Consider the following 21,355-nt stretch of genomic DNA (forward strand, 5'->3'; position numbering starts at 1 on the left):
CCTGCAAGTTTTTATCCCCAGACCCACCCCCCCCACACCATGAAACACACCATCAAACCATTCAGCACATTCGCCGGCGCCCTGGCCGCGATTGTGTGCCTCATCTCCGGCACGTCCGCGCCCGCCGGCGTCATCAGCGTCAACCTCGCCAATCAGGGCGGCCCGGCGTATATCGTTGGCACCGGCACGAACTATGGCATCGCCAGCCAGGGAACCTACGTCAGCGGCTGGCTGAACCTGAACAACACGGCCAACGCCCAGAACCTGCCCTTCTCCGACGGCACGGCCAGTTCCATCGGCATGTTTGGCGTCACGGTCGGCGGCAATTTCAATTCTTACAATGGGGCCTACGCATATACGCCGCTTTATGCGGGCTACACCGCCTATGCTGGGGGAGCCAATTATAACGCCATCACCTTGACCAATCTGGCGGCCAATTTTCCCAACGGTTACAAGGTGATTGTTTATGTGTGTGGTTACCTGAGCGCCACGGCGGACCTCATTACGGATGGCACGACCACCAATTACTGGCATCCCTACACCACCGCACCCACGGCACCGGTGACACCCACGCAAATCACCAACACCACCCCGGGCAGTTACCAGCTCGGCCAGTATGTGGTGTATGGCGATCCAGCCTTGTTGACGGCAGACACATTGACGCTCACGGTGCAGGCTCTTACCGGTGGCGGCGTGGGCATTTGCGGCATTCAAATTGCGGGTGTCTCCGCCAATGACGTTTTGCAACGGAAGTGGGTGGGCAATTTGAACAACAACTGGGACGACTCCAGCCTCAACTGGGCCAATGACACTTTTGGCACCACCAATTACGCGGATGGCACCTATGTTTACTTCACCGACGCGGCGGTGGCCGCAAATCCCACGGTGAATCTTGCGTCGGCCTGGCAGCCGGGGCGGGTCATCGTCAGTTCCACCAAGAACTACACCTTCACCGGCAGCGGCATTGCGGGGGCCACGGGATTGACCAAGCAGGACACTGGCACGCTCACCCTTGGCAATCCCAATACCTACCAGGGCAACACCACCATCAGCGGCGGCAACCTCAAGCTCGGGGCCAGCAACGTCATCCCGGATGGAGCGGGCGCGGGCGATGTGTCCGTCGCCGCGGGCGCGACCTTCGACTTGAACGGCAACAACGAAGGCATCAACGGTCTGAGCGGGTCCGGCACGGTGGACGACACGGGCGCGGCGGCGACCCTGACCGTGGGACTGGACAACGACACAATCACCTTCCCGGGCACCCTGCAAGGTGCGCTGGGCTTGACGAAATTGGGAACCAACAGCCTGACCTTGACTGGCACCGCCTATCACACGGGCGCCACCACCGTGGGCGAAGGCGGCCTGGTGCTGAATCCATCAACCTTCTCCGCCTCCGGCGACCTCGTGGTGAGCAACGGCGCGAATCTGACTCTGAGCTTCACCAACGGCGTCGGCCTTTACGCCTCCTCCACCATCAGCTTCAACGGTGGCGCAGGCCTCACGGTGGATTACGGCGATGCCAGCGCGACGGCTTACGGCGTGCCCATCACCACCGCCGGCGCGTTGAACCTGAATGGCGTCACCCAGATCGGCATTCGCGGGGTGAACTTCGGCGTCGGCACGTTCACCATCGTCAGTTACGGCGCCAAAACCGGCACTGGCTCCATCAGCAGCACCCCGGCGTTCCTGCCCAGTGGCATGGTGGCCACGATCCAGGACACCGGTTCCGCCATCAACCTGGTCGTCACCACGCCTTCCGTGCAAAGCCTGCTCTGGACGCAGGGCGACGGCGAATGGTCCACCAACGGCTACTTCAACTGGAACTTTGGCACGGCCGAATACAAGGAATACCCCGGCGGCTTCGGGGACCTGGTCAACTTTGACAACAGCAATTTTGGCACGGTCACCCTGCCCCACGACGTGCATCCCTTCGCCGTGACCGTGGCGGGCAATTACGTGTTGACCGGAAGTGGCCGCATCACGGGCGCCACCGGCATCACCCGGGCAGGCTTCAGCGGCACCACCTTCGTGCTCGACACGACCAACACCTACACCGGCTTGACCACGGTCAGCAACGGCACCCTGCAGATCAACCGTCCCGGCGCGCTGGGCTCGGCGGCGGCTGGCACGCTGGTGGTTTCGGGGGCATCGTTGGCCTTGAGCAACGGGATCACGCTGGCGGATGAACCGCTCACGCTGAACGGCAACGGCACGGCCAGCAACAACGGTGCGCTGCGCACCGTGGACACAAACAACCCGATCACCCTCGCCTGCCCCATCACGCTCGGCAGCACCGCCCGCATCCGCCCGGCCGACTTCGGCCAGTTGATCCTCACCTCGCCGATCACCGACAACGGCAGCAACTACGTGCTGTTCCTGCATGCGGATCAGACCAACACGCTCGTGGTCGTTGACACCGCCAGCAACACCGTGGGCCAGGTGACCCTCTACGGAAACACCCCGTGGCGGGGTCGCATCCGCTTCGATGTGGCAAACGCCTTCCCGTTCTCGCTGGTGAACATTGGCGGCGGCCTGTTCGATCTGAACGGCAAAGACCAAACCTTCGCCGGCCTGGGCAACGGCTTCGGCCCCCAGTTTGGCGTCATCACCAACAGCAGCGCCTCGCCGGTCACGCTGGACGTCAACTACTCCGGAACCAACGCCCCGCAGCTGCTGTCGGTCATTTCCGGCAATGTCAACGTGGTGAAAGACGGCACGGGATTGCAGTCATTCGGAGGCGGCGGCGGGATTGTTCACACCTACAGCGGCACCACGACGGTCAACGGAGGCGTCTTGGGCTTTGCCAGCGACCTGTCGCAGGTGACCAACCGCTTCATCGTGAACAGCGGCGGCACCATGCGGGGCATCACCACGATTGGCGGTCCGGTCACCATCAACCCCGGCGGCACGTTCTACGCCGGCTACGCTTCCAATGCGGTGGGCTCGTTGACCATCAGCAACGACCTCACCCTGGCCGGCAATACCATCGTCGCGTTGAACAAGGATGCGTCGCCGTCAAACGACGTGATCAACGTCACGGGTGCGTTGTCCTACGGCGGCACCCTGACGGTTTACAACCTTGGCACCAACGCGCTCGCGGTGGGCGACACATTCCGGATCTTCCCCAGCGGCGGCACGGGCAATTTCGCATCCATCGTTAGCGACCCCGGCGTGACCTTCAACTTCACGGACGGCGTGTTGACAGTGGCGAGCGTTTCGTCGGTGACGTCACCCACGTTGGATGCGGCCAACCTCGGCGGCGGCGTGCTCCAGTTCAGCTGGACCGGCGCCTTCAAGCTGCAATACCAGACAAACAGCGCGGCCGTCGGCCTGGGAACGAACTGGATGGATTACCCGGATACCAGCAACCCGGTGAACGTCACCAACAGTCCGGCCATTCCGGCGACCTTCTTCCGCCTGAGTTCACAGTGAGCAACAAAAAAACGACTTTGACCTTGTTGGTTGGCGGCGGTGGGCGCTCGCCTGCTGGGGAGCTGACGGACGTCCCGCCGCCACATTTCAAACAGCGCAAAACCCATCCTTCAGAAAAATCATGAACCACACCCATCATCGCCCCTCCCAACACCTGCTTCCCTGCCTGCATCTGGGCTTGCTATTCAGCAGCCTGGCCGCGTCCGCACAGATTGTGAGCGTGAACCTGATTCAAAACCCCGGCAACAACGCCCAGCAAATCGATGCCACCGAAACCTTCGGCATTGCCACCTTGGGCTCGGTGGTTGGCGGCTGGCACAATATTAATGCCGCGTCCTCCAATCTCACCGACGCCGCCGGAATCACCACCAGTCTAGATGTCTCCCTCACCCAGCCGAATGGCCAGGCGACTTTCAACTCCGCCTACTCCGACACGCCCCTGTTCGCCGGCTTGGACGATTACACCACCACAGCCAGTCCGGTCTCGATCACCATCAGCGATCTCAACGCCACGTTCAGCTCCGGCTACTTTGCCATCGTTTATGTCGGCGGCTTCAACGCCAACACGGGCGCCTCGATTACCGATGGCACCACAACTTATTTCTACCGTCCCCTGCCCTCGCCTTCGGCGCCGGTGAACTTCGTTCAAACCCTCCAGACCACGGATCTCGGCGACGGTAACAATCCAACGGCGCAGTATGCGGTCTTCGGCAGCTACGAGTCGCCGCTCACCGCCGACAGCATAACCTTTACACTCAATACGCTTTACGGTGGCGGCGCGGCCATCGGCGGGCTGCAGATCGTGGCCGTGCCCGAGCCGGCGTCATTTTCGCTGGCCCTGATGGGAGGCTTGGGCTTGCTGTTGCTGGCCCAACACCGGTCACGAAATCGGGAGTAAACTCCCGGCCATCAGGGGCGGCCGCGGGCCGGTTGCTTGGACAAACTCTCCCGCACAATGCGGGAGAGTTCTTGGCTTGGGATGGACAACCATTGATGCACGAACAAATGCGGACCGGACGCGAACAAGACCACTGGCAACAATTCGCCAATAACCGACTGATCCTGCCTCTGACAGAGCAGAGCGCCTCGATTGGCATTTACCCCCACCGCTCACAGCATGTGCAGAAAGCGGCCGAGGCCCGCTGGTTCTTTGCCGCGATTGTGGCGTTCGCGATGATTTGCTCGGCCAGTGACGCAAGCGCCGCCGTCATCAGCGTGAACTTCATGCAATACGCGTCGCAGACCGTCAGCGGCGTTTATGGCGTGACCAACCAGGACAGCGTCGCGGCCGGCTGGTTGAACTTGAATCAGGTAAACAATTTCAATGCGCTGCCGCTGGCGAACGGGACGAACAGCACGGTGAATCTTTCAGGCGGCACGCCATTGTGGGCGTCCGGCTCCGCGGCGTATGCCGGCACGCCGCTCGGCGCGGGCAAGGCGACTTACGTGGGCGGCAGTTCGCCGACCATCACGCTGGCCAATCTAAACGCCAATTTTCCCTTTGGCTGCAAAGTCATCGTTTATTTCGCGGGCTATCTGGACAACGCCAATGCGTTGGTCACGGATGGCGCCACGACCAATTATTTTCGCTCCGCGAGCAGCACCGCGGAAATCACCAATGCGCTCGCGGCGGGACTGTATCCCACCACGCAGACCACGGATTTGGGCAGCGGCAATAATCCGCTCGCGCAATACGCGGTGTTCGGCAACGGCGCGTTGCTCACCAATGACACGGTCACCATCTCCTTGACGGAACTGGCCGGCTCGGGCGCGTGGATTGCGGGATTTCAAATCGTGGGCGCGGCGGCGGACACCGCGGCCCCGCGACTGTTCACTTCGGAAGGTTTTGCCGCGAGCAATTATGCGGCGGGTGTTTCGCTGATCAACAACGCCACGCTGGGCTACGGCTTTGACGGGCCGTGGACGGGTTACGGCGGCCAGGTCAAAGCGGTGGCGGGCAGTCTCAATTATTCCGGCTACGGCGCGGACGGCGAGAACCACGTGATGGTGACCAACAACGCGGCCATCCGCCGGACCTTGCTCGCGGGTAACAACGGGCCGCTGGGAAATTACTGCGACACGAATGGCTTGGTTTCTCTGTCGCGAGATGGCGCGCCGCTTTACCTCGCGTTTCTCGTTTATGCGTCCACAAACCAGTCGCCGGGCGGCAACTTCAGCCTGTATATCGGCGATTACTCCGGGACCAACCGGTTCTTCATGGTGCAACTGGCCACGACGAATCCGTATCCGCTCACCATCACGATTCCCTACGACGGTGCGCCGCAGACGTTGGGTAATAATAATGGCGCGGCAAATCTGGTCGTGGCGCGCTTCGATTTTGCCGGCGCCAACGGCGCTGTCCGGCTCTGGCTGAACCCTTCGACCAGCGGCGCGGAACCGATGCCGGATGTTACACTCACCAATTTAAACATCGCGTTTGACCGCCTGCAACTGACGCATGGCTATGCGAGCGGCGCGGCTGAATTTGACGAAATTCGCTTCGGCAACAACTGGGCCGCGACCGTCCAGTCGGCGGCGCTGGCGACTTTACCCGGCCAACAAACATTGGTCGGCATGCGCGGCCTGCCGCCTTCGCCCATCGGCGGCACCAATTTTCCGCGCGAATTTTTTCCGTTCGTGGACGCGTTCGGCCAGTATCGCTTTCTGGACTGGACCAACAAGGTGCATTCGCTGGCCGAATTGCAACAGCGCGCGGCGGACGAGACGGCGGATCTGTCGTCGCATCCCGGCTCCGATCAGTGGGACCAATACGGCGGCTGGCTGAACGGCCCACAGCTCGCGGCCACCGGGTTTTTCCGCGTGCAAAAATATCAGGGCGACTGGTGGTTCGTGGATCCGGATGGACACCTGTTCTGGTCGCACGGCGTCACCGGCGTCAACGCGCCGAGCGTGCCCACGGCGGTGACGGGCCGGAAAAATTATTTCGCCAACCTGCCGCAACCGGGCGACCCGACGGTTGAATTTCTCGCCCCGAATGGAAGCAACGTCACCGGCGTCAACGCGCCGAGCGTGCCCACGGCGGTGACCGGCCGGGAAAATTATTTCGCCAACCTGCCGCAGCCGGACGATCCAACCGCCGGCTTCCTGACGCCGTGGGGCAGCACGGTTTCCGGCGGGTATTACAATGGCAGCAATCCGTTGACGATGGATTTTTACGCCGCCAACGCCTTTCTGAAATACGGCCCAAACTGGTATTGGTTCACGCGCGATTTGGACCAGACGCGCCTGCGGAGCTGGGGCTTGAACACAATCGGTTCGTGGACTGTCAGCGACACGTATCTGCTTCGCCGCACGCCTTACGCTCGTGTGTTTTACCCGTATGTCGGCAACATCAATGGCGACAGCCGGCTGCCCGATTATTTCAATCCGGCGTTTGCCACGGCGCTGACGAATGTCCTGAGCGGGCCGGAACGCAACGATCCCTGGTGCCTCGGATTTTACATCAACAACGAATTGGTGTGGGCAAACCAAGGGCTTTTTACGGACGAGAAAGACGTGGCGCGCACGGCTTTGGCCGCCGTGAACACGTCGTTCGCCAAAGCGGCGTTGCGCGACCAGCTCATGAGCAAGTATGGCACGATTGCCGCGCTCAACGCCCAATGGGGCACGAGCTACGCGTCCTGGACCGATTTCCTGAACCAGCGTGCCACACTGCCGAGCGGCACGAGCGGCGACACGGATTTGACGGCGTTTTACCGCAATTACGCCGAGCAATTCTTCCGCACCTGCGGCACGGTCATTCACAGTTACACGAGCAATCTGTTTCTCGGCTGCCGCTTTGCCGGGCCGTATCCGGACGCCGCGCGCGCCTGCACGAACTACGTGGACGTGGCGAGCGTCAATTCCTACGCGAGCACGTTCAGCATTCCGGCGGGATTGGAGGCGGACATTCCGGTGCTCAACTCGGAACACAATATTTGCGCCAAGGACACCGGCTTGTTCTGGGGCGGCCTGAACACCGTTTCCAGCCAGGCCCAGCGCGCCAGTTCCTACACCAGCCATTTCAACAGCGCGATCGGTAATTCGCGCATCGTGGGCACGCATTGGTTTCAGATGCTGGACCGCAGCACGACGGGCATTCTTAATTCCGATGCGGACGGCGACAACAACAACGGCCTCGTGGACGTTTGCGACACGCCGTATTATCCATTGATCGCCGCCGTGCGCAGCGCCGGTCAGGCGATGTATTCCCAGCGCCTCGGCACCGCGCCGCCGACGATTTCCGCCCTCACCAATCGCACCATCCAGGTCAACACCAGCACGGGGCCGATGGCTTTCACCGTGGGCGATGACACGACGGCGGCGGGCTCTCTGACGGTGAGCGGGGCGTCGTCCAACAACAATCTGGTCCCGCCGGGCAACCTTGTTTTCGGCGGCAGCGGCGCGAATCGCACCGTCACCGTCACGCCGCAAGCCGGCTGGGCGGGCACGGCCGACATCACGCTCACGGTGACGGATGCCTCCGGCGCGCGCGGCTTCGCGACCTTTACGTTGACGGTGCTGCCGAATCCGCCGGTGCTGAACAGCTTCGCGGTCAGCGGTCAAAACTTTCAGCTCACCGTTTCCGGCAATGCCGGCCTGAACTATTACCTGCAAACTTCGACGAATCTGACGGATTGGCAGACGGTGTTTACCAATCTGAACGCCACGCCGCCGTTCGTCTGGAGCGATGCTGGAACTACGAATTATCGCAGCCGGTTTTACCGCGTTTTATTGAGTCCGTGACGGAAAAGGCCAATCATGTTTCCCATGAAACCATGCGCCACAAAGCCCGTCTATTGTCGGGCGCAGGCGCGATTTGCTGTCGGCGCGGCATCACATTGTCATGTGATGGCGTTAAAATCAGCATGGCCTACAATGGGTTAAGGCGATTAAAAATGACATGCAAACCAACGTCCTCATCACGGCCCTGCTGGGCAGTTTGCTGGCGCTGACGGCGTCGGCTGAATCCGTCGGCAACGGCGCGGCTTCGTCGGCGAATCGTCCGTCGGCCAAGCCGAATTTGATCATCATCCTGACCGATGATCAGGGTTATCACGACGTTGGGTTCAACGGCTGCAAAGACATTCCCACGCCGAATCTGGACTCCATCGCCGCCAACGGCGTGCGGTTTTCCAATGGTTACGTTTCCTACTCCGTGTGCTCGCCCAGTCGCGCCGGGCTGCTGACCGGCCGTTACGAGGAGCGTTTCGGTCACGAACGCAATCCGCAATGGCAGCCGGAGAACATTCATTCTGGCCTGCCGCTGACCGAAACCACGCTGGCGGACGCGCTGGGCCATGTCGGTTATCACAGCGGCATCATTGGCAAATGGCATTTGGGCAGCCATCCGGCGTTGCATCCGCTCAAGCGCGGGTTCAATGAGTTCTTCGGCTTTCTCGGTGGCGGGCATCGGTATCTGCCGGAAGAATTGACGCTCAAAGAAACCAGCGAGGCTAAAAATGCAAACGAGAGCGACAGTTATCGGCTTTGGATCTTGCGCAATTACGAGCCGGTCAAGACGACGAATTATCTGACCGATGAATTTTCCGATGAAGCCGTGCGTTTCATTGATCGGAACAAAGACAAACCGTTCTTTCTTTATCTCGCCTACAACGCGCCGCACGCGCCGCTGGAGGCGACGGAAAAATATTTGAGCCGGTTTCCGAACATCAAGAATCCCAAGCGCCGCACTTACGCGGCGATGATCAGCGCCGTGGACGACGGCGTCGGGCGCGTGCTCGCGGCATTGCGCCAGCAGGGATTGGCCGACAACACGCTTGTCTTTTATCTCTCGGACAACGGCGGGCCGACCGACGCGAATGCGTCCAACAATCACCCGTTGCGCGGCGGCAAAGGCAGTCCGTGGGAGGGCGGCTGGCACGTGCCGTTCGCGTTGCAATGGCCGGGACATTTGACGGCCGGAAAAGTTTATGAGCAGCCGGTGTTGTCGCTGGACATTTTTGCCACGATGGCCGCGCTGGTGAACGTGCCGACCGATCCGGTGCGTCCGCTCGACGGCGTGAATTTGCTGCCGTATCTCACCGGCCAGAAATCCGGCGCGCCGCACGACACAATTTATCTGCGGATGTATGACAAGGGCGCGTTTGCCGTTCGCAGTGGCGATGACAAACTCGTGATTCCCAAGCGCGGCGCCGCGCCGGAGTTGTTCAACCTCTCCCGGGACATTGGCGAATCAAAAAACCTGGCGAACGATTCCGGGATGCAGCCAGTCGTGGAAAAGCTGGAAAAACGGCGCGCCGACTGGAACAGTCAGCTGGTGCCGCCGGTCTTTCCCGGCCTGATGCAGGCCGGCGGCCTGCCAAAGAAACCCACAGCAGCGGAGGATTAGGAAGTGCGTCGCAACAGATTCCCATTCTTTACTCTGATCCTTTTGGCACTGAGCTTGGGTCTGGGCGACCGTGCCCTGGCCGACAAACCGAACGTTCTTTTCATTCTGGTGGATGACTACGGCGTCAAGGACGTGGGCATCGAAGGCAGCAAATTTTACGAGACGCCCAACATTGATGCGCTGGCCCGCAGCGGCATGCGGTTCACCCAAGGCTACGCGGCGTGCTGTGTGTGCAGTCCTTCGCGCGCGAGTATTTTGCTCGGCCAATACACCACGCGCCACGGCATCACCGACTGGGTCGGCGAAGATGCAGGCGCAAAATTTGCCCGCGAACGCCACACCCCGTTGCTCGTTCCCGATTACGCTCGCAATCTGCCCGCGAACGACACCACGCTGGCCGATGCGTTCAAGCAGGCGGGTTACGTGACGTTCTTTGCCGGCAAATGGCATCTGGGCAGCAAAGGCGCCTGGCCGGAGGATCGCGGCTTCGACATCAACAAAGGCGGTTGGGATGCCGGCAGTCCGATGGGTGGTTATTATGCGCCGTGGAAAAATCCCAATCTGCCCAACGGTCCGCGCGGCCAGTCCTTGACCCAGCGGCTGGCGGACGAAACGATTTCGTTTCTCGAACAAAGCACGAACAAACCGTTCCTGGCCTATCTCGCGTTTTACGCGGTGCATGGGCCGATTGAAACCAGCAAGCCGCTCTGGGAAAAATTTCGCGCGAAGGCGGCGGCGCAACCCAAGCCCAGGGAACGCTTTGAAATGGATCGCACCTTGCCGGTGCGCGTCGTGCAGGATAATCCGATTTACGCGGGACTGATTGCCAACATGGACAACGCCGTGGGACGCGTGCTGCAAAAGCTCGACGAGCTCGGCCTGGCCAGCAACACCATTGTGGTTTTGACCGGCGACAATGGCGGCGTGGTTTCGGGCGACAGTTACAGCTCGTGTGAATTTCCGTTTCGCGGCGGCAAGGGACGCCAATGGGAAGGCGGCACCCGCGTGCCATTTTACATCCGCGCTCCCGGCGTTACCCAGCCTGGCAGCACTTGCACCACGCCGGTCAGCGGCATTGATTTCTTCCCGACCCTGCTGCAACTGGCCAATGTCCAAGTGCAGCCCAAACAGGTCATTGACGGCGTGAGCCTCGTCCCGTTGTTAAATGGCGGCAGCATCACGCCCCGACCGTTGTTCTGGCATTACCCGCATTACGGCAATCAGGGCGGCGAACCGTCGTCCATCGTTCGCGACGGGGATTGGAAGCTGATTCATTACTGGGAGGACGGCCACAACGAACTTTACGACCTGGCCACCGACATTGGCGAACGACAGGATCTGGCCAAAAGCGAACCGCAACGCACGGCGGAACTGTGGTCGGAATTGTCGGCGTGGTTGAAGGCAACGAACGCCAAGCTGCCGCAGCCCAATCCGGATTACCAGCCGGCCTGGGCGGTGCAACAGCACACGGCGGCGCTGAAGCTCAAGGAGCGGCTGGAAAAACAACACGCGGAATTTCTGGATCCGAACTGGCAGCCGGATCCCACCTGGTGGAAAAGCCTGACGACGAAGGACTGATTCTCCCTGACGTGTTGCCAGACCTCAAATTTATGACCACGAAGAAGTCATTGTTCCCAAAAAATGCGCGCCGCTTGGGCTGTGTGCTGGTCGCCTGGTTTTCCCTGCCGGGTCTCGCTCCGGCGGCAACCGCCGCGCCCGTGCCCATCGGCAACTCCAAGCCCAACATCGTGCTCATCGTGGCCGACGATTTGGGCTATGGCGACCTCGGTTGCTACGGAGCGACAAAAATCCAAACGCCCAACGTGGACCGGCTCGCCTCGGAAGGCGTGCGCTTCACCCAAGGTTACGCGCCGTCCTCGACCTGCACGCCGTCGCGGTTTTCGCTGCTGACCGGTGAATACGCCTGGCGCCAGAAGGACAAGAAGAACAGCATTCTCGATGGCGACGCGCCGTTGTGCATTGACGTGGGGCGCTTGACGCTGCCGGAAATGCTGCGCCGCGCGGGCTACTACACCGGCATTGTCGGCAAATGGCATCTCGGCTTGGGTGACGGCCAGACGCCGGTGAATTTTAACAACGAAATCAAACCCGGTCCGCTCGAAGTGGGCTTTGATTATTCCCACATCATTCCCGCCACCGTGGACCGCGTGCCGAGCGTGTGGATTCAGAATCACCAGGTTGTCGGCCTCGACCCGGTGGACCCGATCACAGTGAGTTACGTCACCAACATCAGTGACGACTCCACCGGCATGGATGCCATGGAACGTCCCGACTTGCTCACGCACTACGGCGCGGACAAACAGCATTCCGGCACCATCGTCAACGGCATCAGCCGCATCGGTTATATGCGCGGCGGCCACGCGGCGCGGTTCAAGGACGAAGACTTGGCGAAGACCGTCGTGGCGAAATCCGTGGCTTATCTCGAACAGCACAAGGACGGTCCGTTCTTTCTCGAAATCGGCCTGTTCGAGCCGCACGTGCCGCGCGTGGCCGAATCACCGTTTGTCGGCAAAAGCCAGGCCGGGCTGCGCGGCGATGTGATTGAGCAAATTGACTGGGAAACGGGCGAAATCATGAAGGCGCTCGACCGGTTAAATCTTACGACGAACACGCTCGTCATTCTGACCAGCGACAACGGCCCGGTGCTGTTTGATGGTTACTATGACCATGCCAGGGAACAGTTGAACGGCCATGAACCCACCGCCGGGCTGCGCGGCTGGAAATATCTGGTGTTTGAAGGTGGTTGCCGCGTGCCGTTGATTGCGCGGTGGCCGGAGCAAATCAAGCCGCGCGTGACCGATCAACTGTTCAACCTGGTAGATTTCATGGCCACATTGGCAGGCATAGTGGGACAAAAAGTTCCGTCTTCCATCGCGCCGGACAGCCTCGATTTATCCGCCGTGCTGCTGGGTCAGACGACGAAGAATCTGCGGCAGGACACCGTGCTGCATGGCATTTCGGACACATTGGCGCTGCGCTGGGGCGATTGGAAATATGTTCCCGCCAACGCCAAGGCCAAAGCGAGCGGCATGGGCAGCGGGGCCAATCCAAGTGACAACCGTTTTGTGGAGGCGCGCATCACTCATCCGTTGCTGTTCAACCTCGTCAAGGATCCCGACGAACAGACCAACGTCATCAGTCAGTTTCCGAAAAAGGCGGCCGAGATGCGCACCCGGCTCGCGGCAATCAAGAATCGGACGGCAAAATGAGGGGCGGCGTTTCATTCTGGCGCAGGGGCATGCTGGTAGCATGCGTTTGGCTGGGCGCGGCGCTGGGCCACGCCGGAGTCAATTACTACGTCGATCCGGGGCTGGGTGATGACGCCAACTCCGGCACCAGCCCAAAGGCTGCGTTCCGGACACTGGCTCGAGCAGAAACGCTTCTGCTCCAGGCGGGGGATCATTTGCTCCTGGCGGCAGGACAGACCTTCGCCGGACAGTTGCGCCTTAAAGGGCTGAGCGGCTCTGACACTCAGCCCATCGTCATCTCCAGTTATCCAGCCGCTGACAAAGGTAGCGACGCGATGGCGCGCATTGATGCCAAAGGGCACGCCGCCGGAGTGCTTTTGAAGAATTGCTCACATGTCACGCTGGCGAACCTCGGCATCACCGGAAACGGCGGCGGCATGGACCCCGCGGCACCATCCGGAAAGGCCGCCATGCGTTGCGGGGTTTTGGTCCAGGCGGACCGGCCCGGCGTTTATGGCGGCTTCACTCTTTCCAACCTCGTGGTCGAAAATGTGTTCTTTGAAGAACCGGGTTTCCGCCGCAATCCCGAAGAGGTGCGAAGCGCCAACGGCACCCAGAACTACGGCTGGGGCATCCGCTTCATCAGCAGTTCGCCCGCAGCCGTCATGCAGGACATCACCATCCACGATTGCCGCATCGCAAACGTCAGCCACACGGGACTCAAGTTGACCGCTCCGGGCAACGGCCTCCGAAACGTGACCGTTCAAGGCCTCCGCATCGCCAACACCGGTGGGCCGGGTGTGCAAATGTCCGGAGTAAGCGGCGGGCACTTCAGCCAGTTGGAGGTCAACCACAGCGGCAGCACGAACGACACCCGAAACTGGGGCCGCGGCAGCGGATTGTGGACCTGGGGATCCAGCGACGTCGTAATCGAAAAGAGCCGCTTCCTGAATGCCAATGGCCCGGGTGACTCGGCCGGCGTCCACATCGACTTCAACTGCCGCAACGTCATCGTCCAATACAACCTCAGCGCGCACAACGCGGGCGGCTTTTGCGAAATTCTCGGCAACAATTACAACTGCGCCTATCGCTACAACGTGAGCGTCAACGACGGTTACCGCATCAAGGGCCAAGGCGGTGCCTTTCAGGAGGGAAAAACTTTCTGGCTGAGCGGTTACACGGGTGACAAGAGCCCCAGACAGGGACCGTTTAACACCTACTTCTACAACAACACGATTTACGTCAGCCCGGATATTGTCGCGAAAATTGCCGTGACGCCAACCGCGCGCGGCGTGCTGATTGCCAACAATATTTTTTACTTCGCAGGTTCCAGCGTGTTGGTGCCAGGCGACCAAAACCGTCCGGATGCCAGCCGGCCGGACTCCATTCCGGAGGTCGTGTTTGAGAACAACCTGTTTCTGCGTCCAGACACCTGGCCGGCGGTGGCGCCCGTGCAGGACAATTCCCCCATCCTTGGCGACCCGGAGTTCAAAAATGGCGGCGGCCTGACGTTGGACGATTACGTGCCAGCGAATGTGAACTTGATCCGCGACCGGGGCATCGCGATTCCCAGAATCCCCAATGATCAAATCGGGCTGGCAGGAGGAATGAATCCCGGCCAGGACATCCTCGGCCATGCGATTCAAGGCCAGCCCGACGTGGGCGCCATTGAACTGCCCTAGCCGCAACACCTGGCATTCGGCGCAATTATTCCCGCCAGAAAATTGCCACAGACGGGCAGCAAGAATTTTGAAAGGATCTCGCGCCCGGTCAACGGGCGTTGCCCCAACCATCTTCAAAACGAGACCAACGCCGGCATGCAAATGCCATTAACGTCGGTCGATTAACGCCATCAGCCGCACGGCATTTGGTGCCTGATGGATTTGATACACTTCACTACCAGCGAGCAAAAATGCGCCGACGGCGTAAACTTCCGTGTGCTCAGGATCAAACTTCTTCGGATCCGCGCCGACCGGTTGCACATGCGTCAGTTTTCCGTCGGCATTCACGCAATGCGTCAGCGCCGCCCAGGCTGTTCGCGCCGGGGCTCAAACCGTTTCCGGCAGCGGATAATCTTCCGGGTCCAGCAAACTCGAGCGCCACAAACCATCCGGCTGCTGACAGGCCAGAACCTTGTCGGCCATTTCGCGGAACTGCTGGATGAAGCGGGCCCGCGACGGATGATCTTCCGGAAGATATTGCAACACGCGAACCAGACCGCCCATGACCCAGCCGTTGCCGCGGCCCGCGACCGTCAATTGTGATCGGAACCGCCCCAGACTTTTCCGCTTTAAAAAATCCGGCCCGCACCTGCCGCATCGGCACTGCCCGTCGAATCGGTCGCGCCCGCGGGTTTGCCTTCTTCGAGCACATTGAACTCCGCCATCGAGGTGAACCGGTCGTCGCCAAAGCCGGTCCGCGCAACGAAACGAACGAAGCGCGTTTTCACTGGCCGGGCAAAGGTCACCGTCTTCAACTTGGCGTCCGCGCTGAACGTCCCCGTTGCCACGGGCTCGCCCCAGTTCGTTCCGTCCTCGCTGACGTAGCATTCGTAATCCTTGATCCAGCCGTTGTGATTTCCGTCCTGCCGCGGCAACACGGTGACGCCCCGCAGCGTCAGGGGTTCCATGAGCCGAAGCCGAAGTTCATGCGGATGCGGCTTCAGCCCGTCGGACCACGACGTGTGCCAGAGCGTGCTCGAGTCGCGGTCCATCATGTTGGCGGCCTCGTAACCCAGTTCCTCACTGTCTGCTTCAATGGACGCGACGGCCAAACCGCGCGCCTTGTCAGCGGACGTCATCAAAGCGCGCACCTGTTCGGGCGTGATGGAGAGGTGCGGCTTGAAGCGCGAACTCTCCAGGTAATCCAGCAGGCTTTGCCGGAACTGTCGCCGCACAGGATCGGCTTCCAGGTCGTTCTCCAAATCAATGCTGCACACGGCGAGTTTGCCCGCGCCGACTTTCGCTTCAAAAAGCAGGCCAAGTTTCCGGTTCGTCACCCAGTCGTCAATCACCTGCACGGTCGGACGCAATTTCGCGGGCAGATCGTCGAGTATCATCGCCCCGGCGCAACTCACGAGATACCACCATTGCCAGTTGCTGTGAAACTCAGTCGGAAACTCCGCCAGCGCGGGACTCTTCGGATCGCACAAAATTCCGAGCGTCGTCGGTGCCTGCCGGCCCGTCCAGGCGGTGTTCCAGAAAATGCTGGAGAATCCGAGTTTTACCGGTGCCTTTTCGGCGTTTTTGACGCGTTGCGGCGGGATAAGCAACAGCACCTTGCCGCCCGCGTTGAGTTTGGCGAGCGCCGCGTCGCTCAATTCGTTGACCACCGTGAGGTCGGCAGGAACCGCAGCGGTCACCCTCGGCGGATAGATCCAGATGTCCCAGTCGTTTTCATATCGGGCCGGCGAAATTGTTTGGTGAGCTGAAGCCGATTGTTCGACCGCCACCACGAGTTTGCATTGCTGCGGGGCGGACGCGCGTTTGAGTGGAGCACGGATGTGTCCCAGCGCAATTCCATTGCCAATGGGAAGGTCTTTGGCCGGAAATTCCCCCTGCGCGATCACCTCTCCATCTGCCGCCACAATCTTCCAGATAGTTGTGGCATGAATGGGCGCGGGTCCAAAATGAGCCAGTTCGAGATCGGCTTCGAGCGTCTCGTCCGTCGTAAAAACGCGCTGGGTCAATCGCGCGAGCGGCACGGTGCTGTTGCAAAAGCGGCTGTATTCCCCGGCTGTCACATAGCCCTTGTCCTCCCAGAACGGATCAAGCACACCCACCAATGCCGTGCCTTGACCGGGAAAATCATGCAGGTCGAGCAACTCGAACCCACCCATGCCCGGCGTGCGCAGCGCAGATTCGATGTCCTCCTTGTAACAGAGTGTTTGGAGCTTGCCGGATGCCAGCAGAAATTGCCGCGCTTCGTCGCCCATGTGATGCGCTCCGAGTGAATCGCGGAAAATCTCGAAGTTTCGCGGCTTGAGATAGCCCGTGTATTTCTTCATCTCGTCAAAATTGGGATACACGCACCATTGCCCGACCTCGTGGCTGATGACCGGCACGTTGCGCTTTTGGATGTAATCACGGTAATCGGTCGTGGTTTCCGGCGGCTTCGCATTGAGGCGCGATTTCAGCCCGGCGCCCCAAAGCTGGATACGCGGATCGGGCGTAACGTGGAATTGATTCTCGGGAATCTGCGGCCATCCGGCGCCGCTGGTCCAAAGCCGGCGTGGGTCGAGTGATTTGTAGTAATTCACCCATTTCGCGAGATACTCCGAATGATTTTTCCCGCCGGGCTCGTTGCCGTAAGGCATGAGGATGAACGACGGATGATTGCCATAATATTTCAAGATGCGATCCGTCTCGGCGTAAATCCAATCGTCCACGGGCTTGCCGTCGCCCAGCGTCGTGGACTGATTTGCCCATGAGGACGCCTCGACATGAAAGTAGAAGCCCAGTTCATCCGCCGCCTCGAACGCCGCTTCGGGCGGACACCACGAATGAAACCGAATCAAATTCAATCCATGCGCCTTGCAGATTTTGATGACCCGCTTCCATGATTCCACGTCGGTGGGCAGATGGCCGGTCTTGGGATAGATGCAGCAATCGAGCGTGCCGCGAATGAAGGTTTTGCGACCGTTGATGGTGAATTGCGTGCCTTCCGTTGAAATATCCCGCAGACCGAGGGTGACGCGGCGTGTGCTGCGTGCTGCGTGATCCGTGACGAGTGTTGCGGTGAGTTCGTAGAGCGCCGGGTGGAATCCGTCCCAGAGTTGTGCGCCGGCGCCCAGCGGGATTTCGGTTTCAAGCGAACCGCCGGAGTTGTTCCACGTCACATCAATTTTCCAGGTCCGTTCCCCATCACCCCGACTCTCTCCCGCTGGGAGAGGGAGTTCTTTCCGTCCGTCGTTGGAGGTTCTCGAAGTCGCAGGTTCACGAGACACAGGAGTTGGATTCTCCCTCTCCCCGGGGGAGAGGGTCGGGGTGAGGGCGATCGTGATCTCAACAGTTCCCGTTCCAGAAGTGCCGCCCTCGTTTCCAATCCGCCCCTTTACCGTCACCGATTTCTTCGCCGCGTTTGGATACATCTGCAAATCCGCGATCCACACCAGCGGCGTCGCGCGCAGTTCGATTTTGCCGACGATGCCGTTCCAATCGCCCTGCGTGTGATCGCTGACGCTGTGCGAGTTCTCGCCGATGTCCACAACCAGCCGGTTGTCCACGCGGATTGTGAGCGTGTGCCTGCCGGGGGCGAGCGAGCCAAGGTCATAATCGTGCGGCGTGGCCAGGGAATTGTTCGTGCCGATCAACTGGTGATCCAACCAGACGCGCGTCTCCCAATGCGGCCGTTCAAGGGAAAGCACAACGCGTTTGCCCGCCCAATCGGGCGGAATTTCAATCTCGCGCTGATACCAGGCGGCGCCCGCGTAATATTTTTCCGGCGTCAGCCAGAACGGCACCTTCACGTTCCCCGGCTCGCGGTATTTCGCATATTGCGGTTCCGTGAACCATGAGCGGTCCACGATGCCGCCAATCCACTTCGTATCCACGGTCACGGGATCACCGATGCCTTGCCCGGGCAGCGAGCCGGGCAGTTTGATGCGGTCCGGCAATGCACGCTCAAACCAGCGCTCATGGACACCAGCATCAGCGCGGTCCAGGGCAAAGCGCCAGCCGCCCGCCAGGGAGATCGAATCGTCCGCCGCGCCGCTGGCGGCAAGCCAGCCGAGCCAAAGCACACCAGCAAGAATTGTTGTTTTCATCCTCATTCTTTCGGAAACCACTTTAAGAGTTCCGCAGCCACCAACTCGTGACCGCGACCGTTCGGGTGATTGCTCTGAGCCATCAAATCCTCGAGTCGCACGCCCGCTTTCACCTTCGCACGAAATGCTTCCAGGCTGTCCACCAAAGCGACGTGATACTCCGCCGCCAGCCGCCGAATTTGCGCCGCGTGCTGATTCAAGGGATCGTTCGGATCATCCAGCTTCGCCGTCGTGGCGGGTGTTGGCGTGAGCAGGATCACTTTTACATTGTGAGCCAGCGCATTCGTGATCATCGAACGCCAGGCTGCCTCCGCGCGTTTGAGTCCGATGGCGCGGTCGTTCAACGCGTAGTCAATCGTCACCACGTCGGGCCGTAGCGCGAGCACGTCGCGTTCGAACCGTTTTGCCCCGCTCTCGGAATTCTCGCCGCCGATGCCCGTGACGATGACGTTGATGACCGCATGCGGGAACCGTCCGCATAATGCGCGGTGCAGCCGATTGGGATAGGCCGTCAACATCCGCACTTCCGGCGTCTGCGCGTAACCCGCCGGCACGCTGTGGCCATGGCAGACGATGTTGACCGTGCGATTCGACGGCCATTCCCGTCCAAGTTCCGCCACGACGTTGGCCAAGTAATTCGCCGACTCCGCGACGCCGGCTGGTGCGGCCGAAACGGTCACCGTAAAAATCAAAACCGCGAGACTCGTGAGATATGCGAACCGCGGTGAGAAAGACCGGTTCCGCCCGACAACCTCAGCGTTGCGACGAACAAACTCGTCGCCGGACTCGAACGGCTGGGTCCACGTCCCATTTTTGCGTGCTTCTTGTGTTTCGTGGTTCAGCTCAGCCGCCATAGGGAAGTTCATGAGTTTGCGCGAAGTTCAGTCCACCAGTTCGCGCTCGATTCGTTCAAGCGATTTGCCTTTGGTCTCGGGCAGTTTCGCGAGAATGAACACAAACCCGGCCACGCAAATCGCCGCATAGAGCCAGAACGTGCCCGCCGGACCGAGTTGCTGGTTTAAAATTGGAAACGTGTAGGTCAGCAAAAAGCACGCAATCCACAGCGAACTGACCGCCACGGACATCGCCGCACCCCTAACGCGGTTGGGGAAGATTTCGGAAATCACCACCCAGGTCACGGGCGCGAGCGACATCGCGTAACAGCCGATCGCAGCCAGCACGAGCAGGAGCATCGGCAGACCAGTGACATGCGCGTGATAACACCAGCCCATGCCCGTGTAGATCACCGCCAGACCGGCGGCGCCGATCAGCATCAGCGGCCGGCGCCCGCCGCGATCCACCGTGCCCAACGCGACGAAAGTGAACGCCATGTTCACCGAACCGGTCCAAGCGATGTTCTTCAGCACGTCCGAAATGTCGTAACCCGCCGCGCGGAAGATTTCCTCGGCGTAGTTGAAGATCACGTTGATCCCGCACCATTGCTGAAACACCGCGAGCACGACACCGAGCACCAGCATCTTCGTCAACTTCGGTTCAAGCAGATCGCGAAAGCGAACGTGCTGGATTCCCTCGCCGGCCAGCGTGGATTCGATCTCCGCCACCGCGTCCCGGGCGTAGCCCTGACCGCCGACCTTTTCGAGCACGGCTCGGGCGTGGTCACGCCGTCCGTTCTTGGCCAGCCAGCGCGGGCTTTCGGGCACGACCAACATGCCCAGGAAAAACAAGACCGACGGCGCAGCCGTAAGACCGAACATCCAGCGCCAGCCGGACCGACCAAACCACGAATTGCGGATGAATTCATCCTTCGCCGCCACCGCGGCATCCGGTCCGAGGGCCTGCAAAATCTGATGGCCCAGATCGCGGACCAGCCACCAGTTGATGAGCTGGGCCGCGAGAATACCGACGACAATGGTGAGCTGGTTAATGGCCACGAGCCGTCCACGCATCTGCGCGGGCGCAATCTCGGCGATATACATGGGCGAAAGATTCGAGGCCAACCCAATGGCGACACCGCCCATAATGCGCCACGCGATGAACAAATTGAAGTTGTGCGCCAGCCCGTTGCCGATCGAGGTCACCGCAAAGAGCAGGGCCGAAAAGATCAGCAGCCGCTTGCGCCCGAACTTGTCGCTCAATGCGCCGGCGATCAACGATCCCACGAGACAACCAAGCAGCGCGCAACTGTTCGCCCAGCCTACCAGCGCAGGATCGTTCAATTGAAAGTAGCGCTCGAAAAATGGCTTCGCTCCACCGATGACGACCCAGTCCCAGCCGAACAGCAAACCGCCGAGCGCGGCGACCATGGACGTCAACCAGATATAGCGCAGGTTGAATTCCGCGCGGGTTTGAACAGTTTGGGCTGTGGGAGCAGCAGCAATCATAGAGTCGTTTTCAACCACCAGTAGCTGCGGAACTGAGTTTGCCCAAACTTTCCACAAATTGGAGCGAACCCACCACTACTGTTGCAGATTGAAAGGATTTCATACAATAGACATCAGGTCCGCGGCGAGCGGGTGGTTGGGGTCGCGTTGGAGCACGGTGTGGAGGAGCGTCCGCGCGGCGGCCGGGCGGCCCAGGCCGAGCTGCGCCTGTGCCTGCAGGAACAGCGCGGTGGTTTCCTGGCGTTGTTGCAGGTCA

The 21,355-nt window shown here is 60.5% G+C and carries 12 protein-coding genes; 7 read left to right on the top strand and 5 right to left on the bottom strand.

Going from position 1 to position 21,355, the window contains the following annotated elements:
• Positions 1 to 39: 39 nt before the first annotated feature.
• From VFV96_12530 to VFV96_12560, 7 genes are all read left to right on the top strand, one after another.
• Positions 40 to 3,432 carry an autotransporter-associated beta strand repeat-containing protein gene (locus VFV96_12530; GenBank protein HEU5071224.1) on the top strand — a complete coding sequence of 1,131 codons (3,393 nt, stop codon included), beginning with the start codon at positions 40 to 42 and terminating at the stop codon, positions 3,430 to 3,432.
• Between the two features lie 121 nt (positions 3,433 to 3,553).
• Complete coding sequence (locus VFV96_12535; GenBank protein HEU5071225.1) at positions 3,554 to 4,330, top strand: hypothetical protein; 777 nt, start codon at positions 3,554 to 3,556, stop codon at positions 4,328 to 4,330.
• Positions 4,331 to 4,551: 221 nt separating this feature from the next.
• Positions 4,552 to 8,178: a hypothetical protein gene (locus VFV96_12540; GenBank protein HEU5071226.1), complete on the top strand. Its 3,627-nt coding sequence runs from the start codon at positions 4,552 to 4,554 to the stop codon at positions 8,176 to 8,178.
• A 157-nt stretch (positions 8,179 to 8,335) separates the two neighbouring features.
• The gene (locus tag VFV96_12545) at positions 8,336 to 9,784 is read left to right on the top strand and encodes a sulfatase-like hydrolase/transferase (protein ID HEU5071227.1); all 1,449 of its coding nucleotides are present in this window, start codon (positions 8,336 to 8,338) and stop codon (positions 9,782 to 9,784) included.
• Positions 9,785 to 9,826: 42 nt separating this feature from the next.
• Complete coding sequence (locus VFV96_12550; GenBank protein HEU5071228.1) at positions 9,827 to 11,362, top strand: sulfatase; 1,536 nt, start codon at positions 9,827 to 9,829, stop codon at positions 11,360 to 11,362.
• Positions 11,363 to 11,394: 32 nt separating this feature from the next.
• Positions 11,395 to 13,014 carry an arylsulfatase gene (locus VFV96_12555; protein HEU5071229.1) on the top strand — a complete coding sequence of 540 codons (1,620 nt, stop codon included), beginning with the start codon at positions 11,395 to 11,397 and terminating at the stop codon, positions 13,012 to 13,014.
• 29 nt (positions 13,015 to 13,043) lie between these two features.
• A complete protein-coding gene (locus tag VFV96_12560) occupies positions 13,044 to 14,675 on the top strand; it encodes a right-handed parallel beta-helix repeat-containing protein (protein ID HEU5071230.1) in 1,632 nt (543 codons plus the stop codon).
• A gap of 147 nt (positions 14,676 to 14,822) precedes the next feature.
• On the opposite strand, the gene VFV96_12565 is transcribed toward VFV96_12560, so the two are convergent.
• The 5 genes from VFV96_12565 to VFV96_12585 are packed head-to-tail and all read right to left on the bottom strand — an operon-like array spanning position 14,823 to position 21,099.
• A complete protein-coding gene (locus VFV96_12565) occupies positions 14,823 to 15,002 on the bottom strand; it encodes a hypothetical protein (GenBank protein ID HEU5071231.1) in 180 nt (59 codons plus the stop codon).
• 39 nt (positions 15,003 to 15,041) lie between these two features.
• The gene (locus tag VFV96_12570; protein HEU5071232.1) at positions 15,042 to 15,251 is read right to left on the bottom strand and encodes a glycoside hydrolase family 88 protein; all 210 of its coding nucleotides are present in this window, start codon (positions 15,249 to 15,251) and stop codon (positions 15,042 to 15,044) included.
• Between the two features lie 32 nt (positions 15,252 to 15,283).
• Positions 15,284 to 18,757, bottom strand: coding sequence for a discoidin domain-containing protein (locus VFV96_12575; protein HEU5071233.1), 3,474 nt, complete (start codon positions 18,755 to 18,757; stop codon positions 15,284 to 15,286).
• 2 nt (positions 18,758 to 18,759) lie between these two features.
• Positions 18,760 to 19,623 (bottom strand): SGNH/GDSL hydrolase family protein, encoded by an 864-nt coding sequence (locus VFV96_12580; protein ID HEU5071234.1) that lies wholly within the window; start codon positions 19,621 to 19,623, stop codon positions 18,760 to 18,762.
• Between the two features lie 15 nt (positions 19,624 to 19,638).
• Positions 19,639 to 21,099, bottom strand: coding sequence for a sugar porter family MFS transporter (locus VFV96_12585; protein ID HEU5071235.1), 1,461 nt, complete (start codon positions 21,097 to 21,099; stop codon positions 19,639 to 19,641).
• Between the last annotated feature and the right edge of the window lie 256 nt (positions 21,100 to 21,355).

This window comes from Verrucomicrobiia bacterium (assembly GCA_035765895.1).
In the GTDB taxonomy this organism is placed as follows: Bacteria; Verrucomicrobiota; Verrucomicrobiia; order Limisphaerales; family DSYF01; genus DSYF01.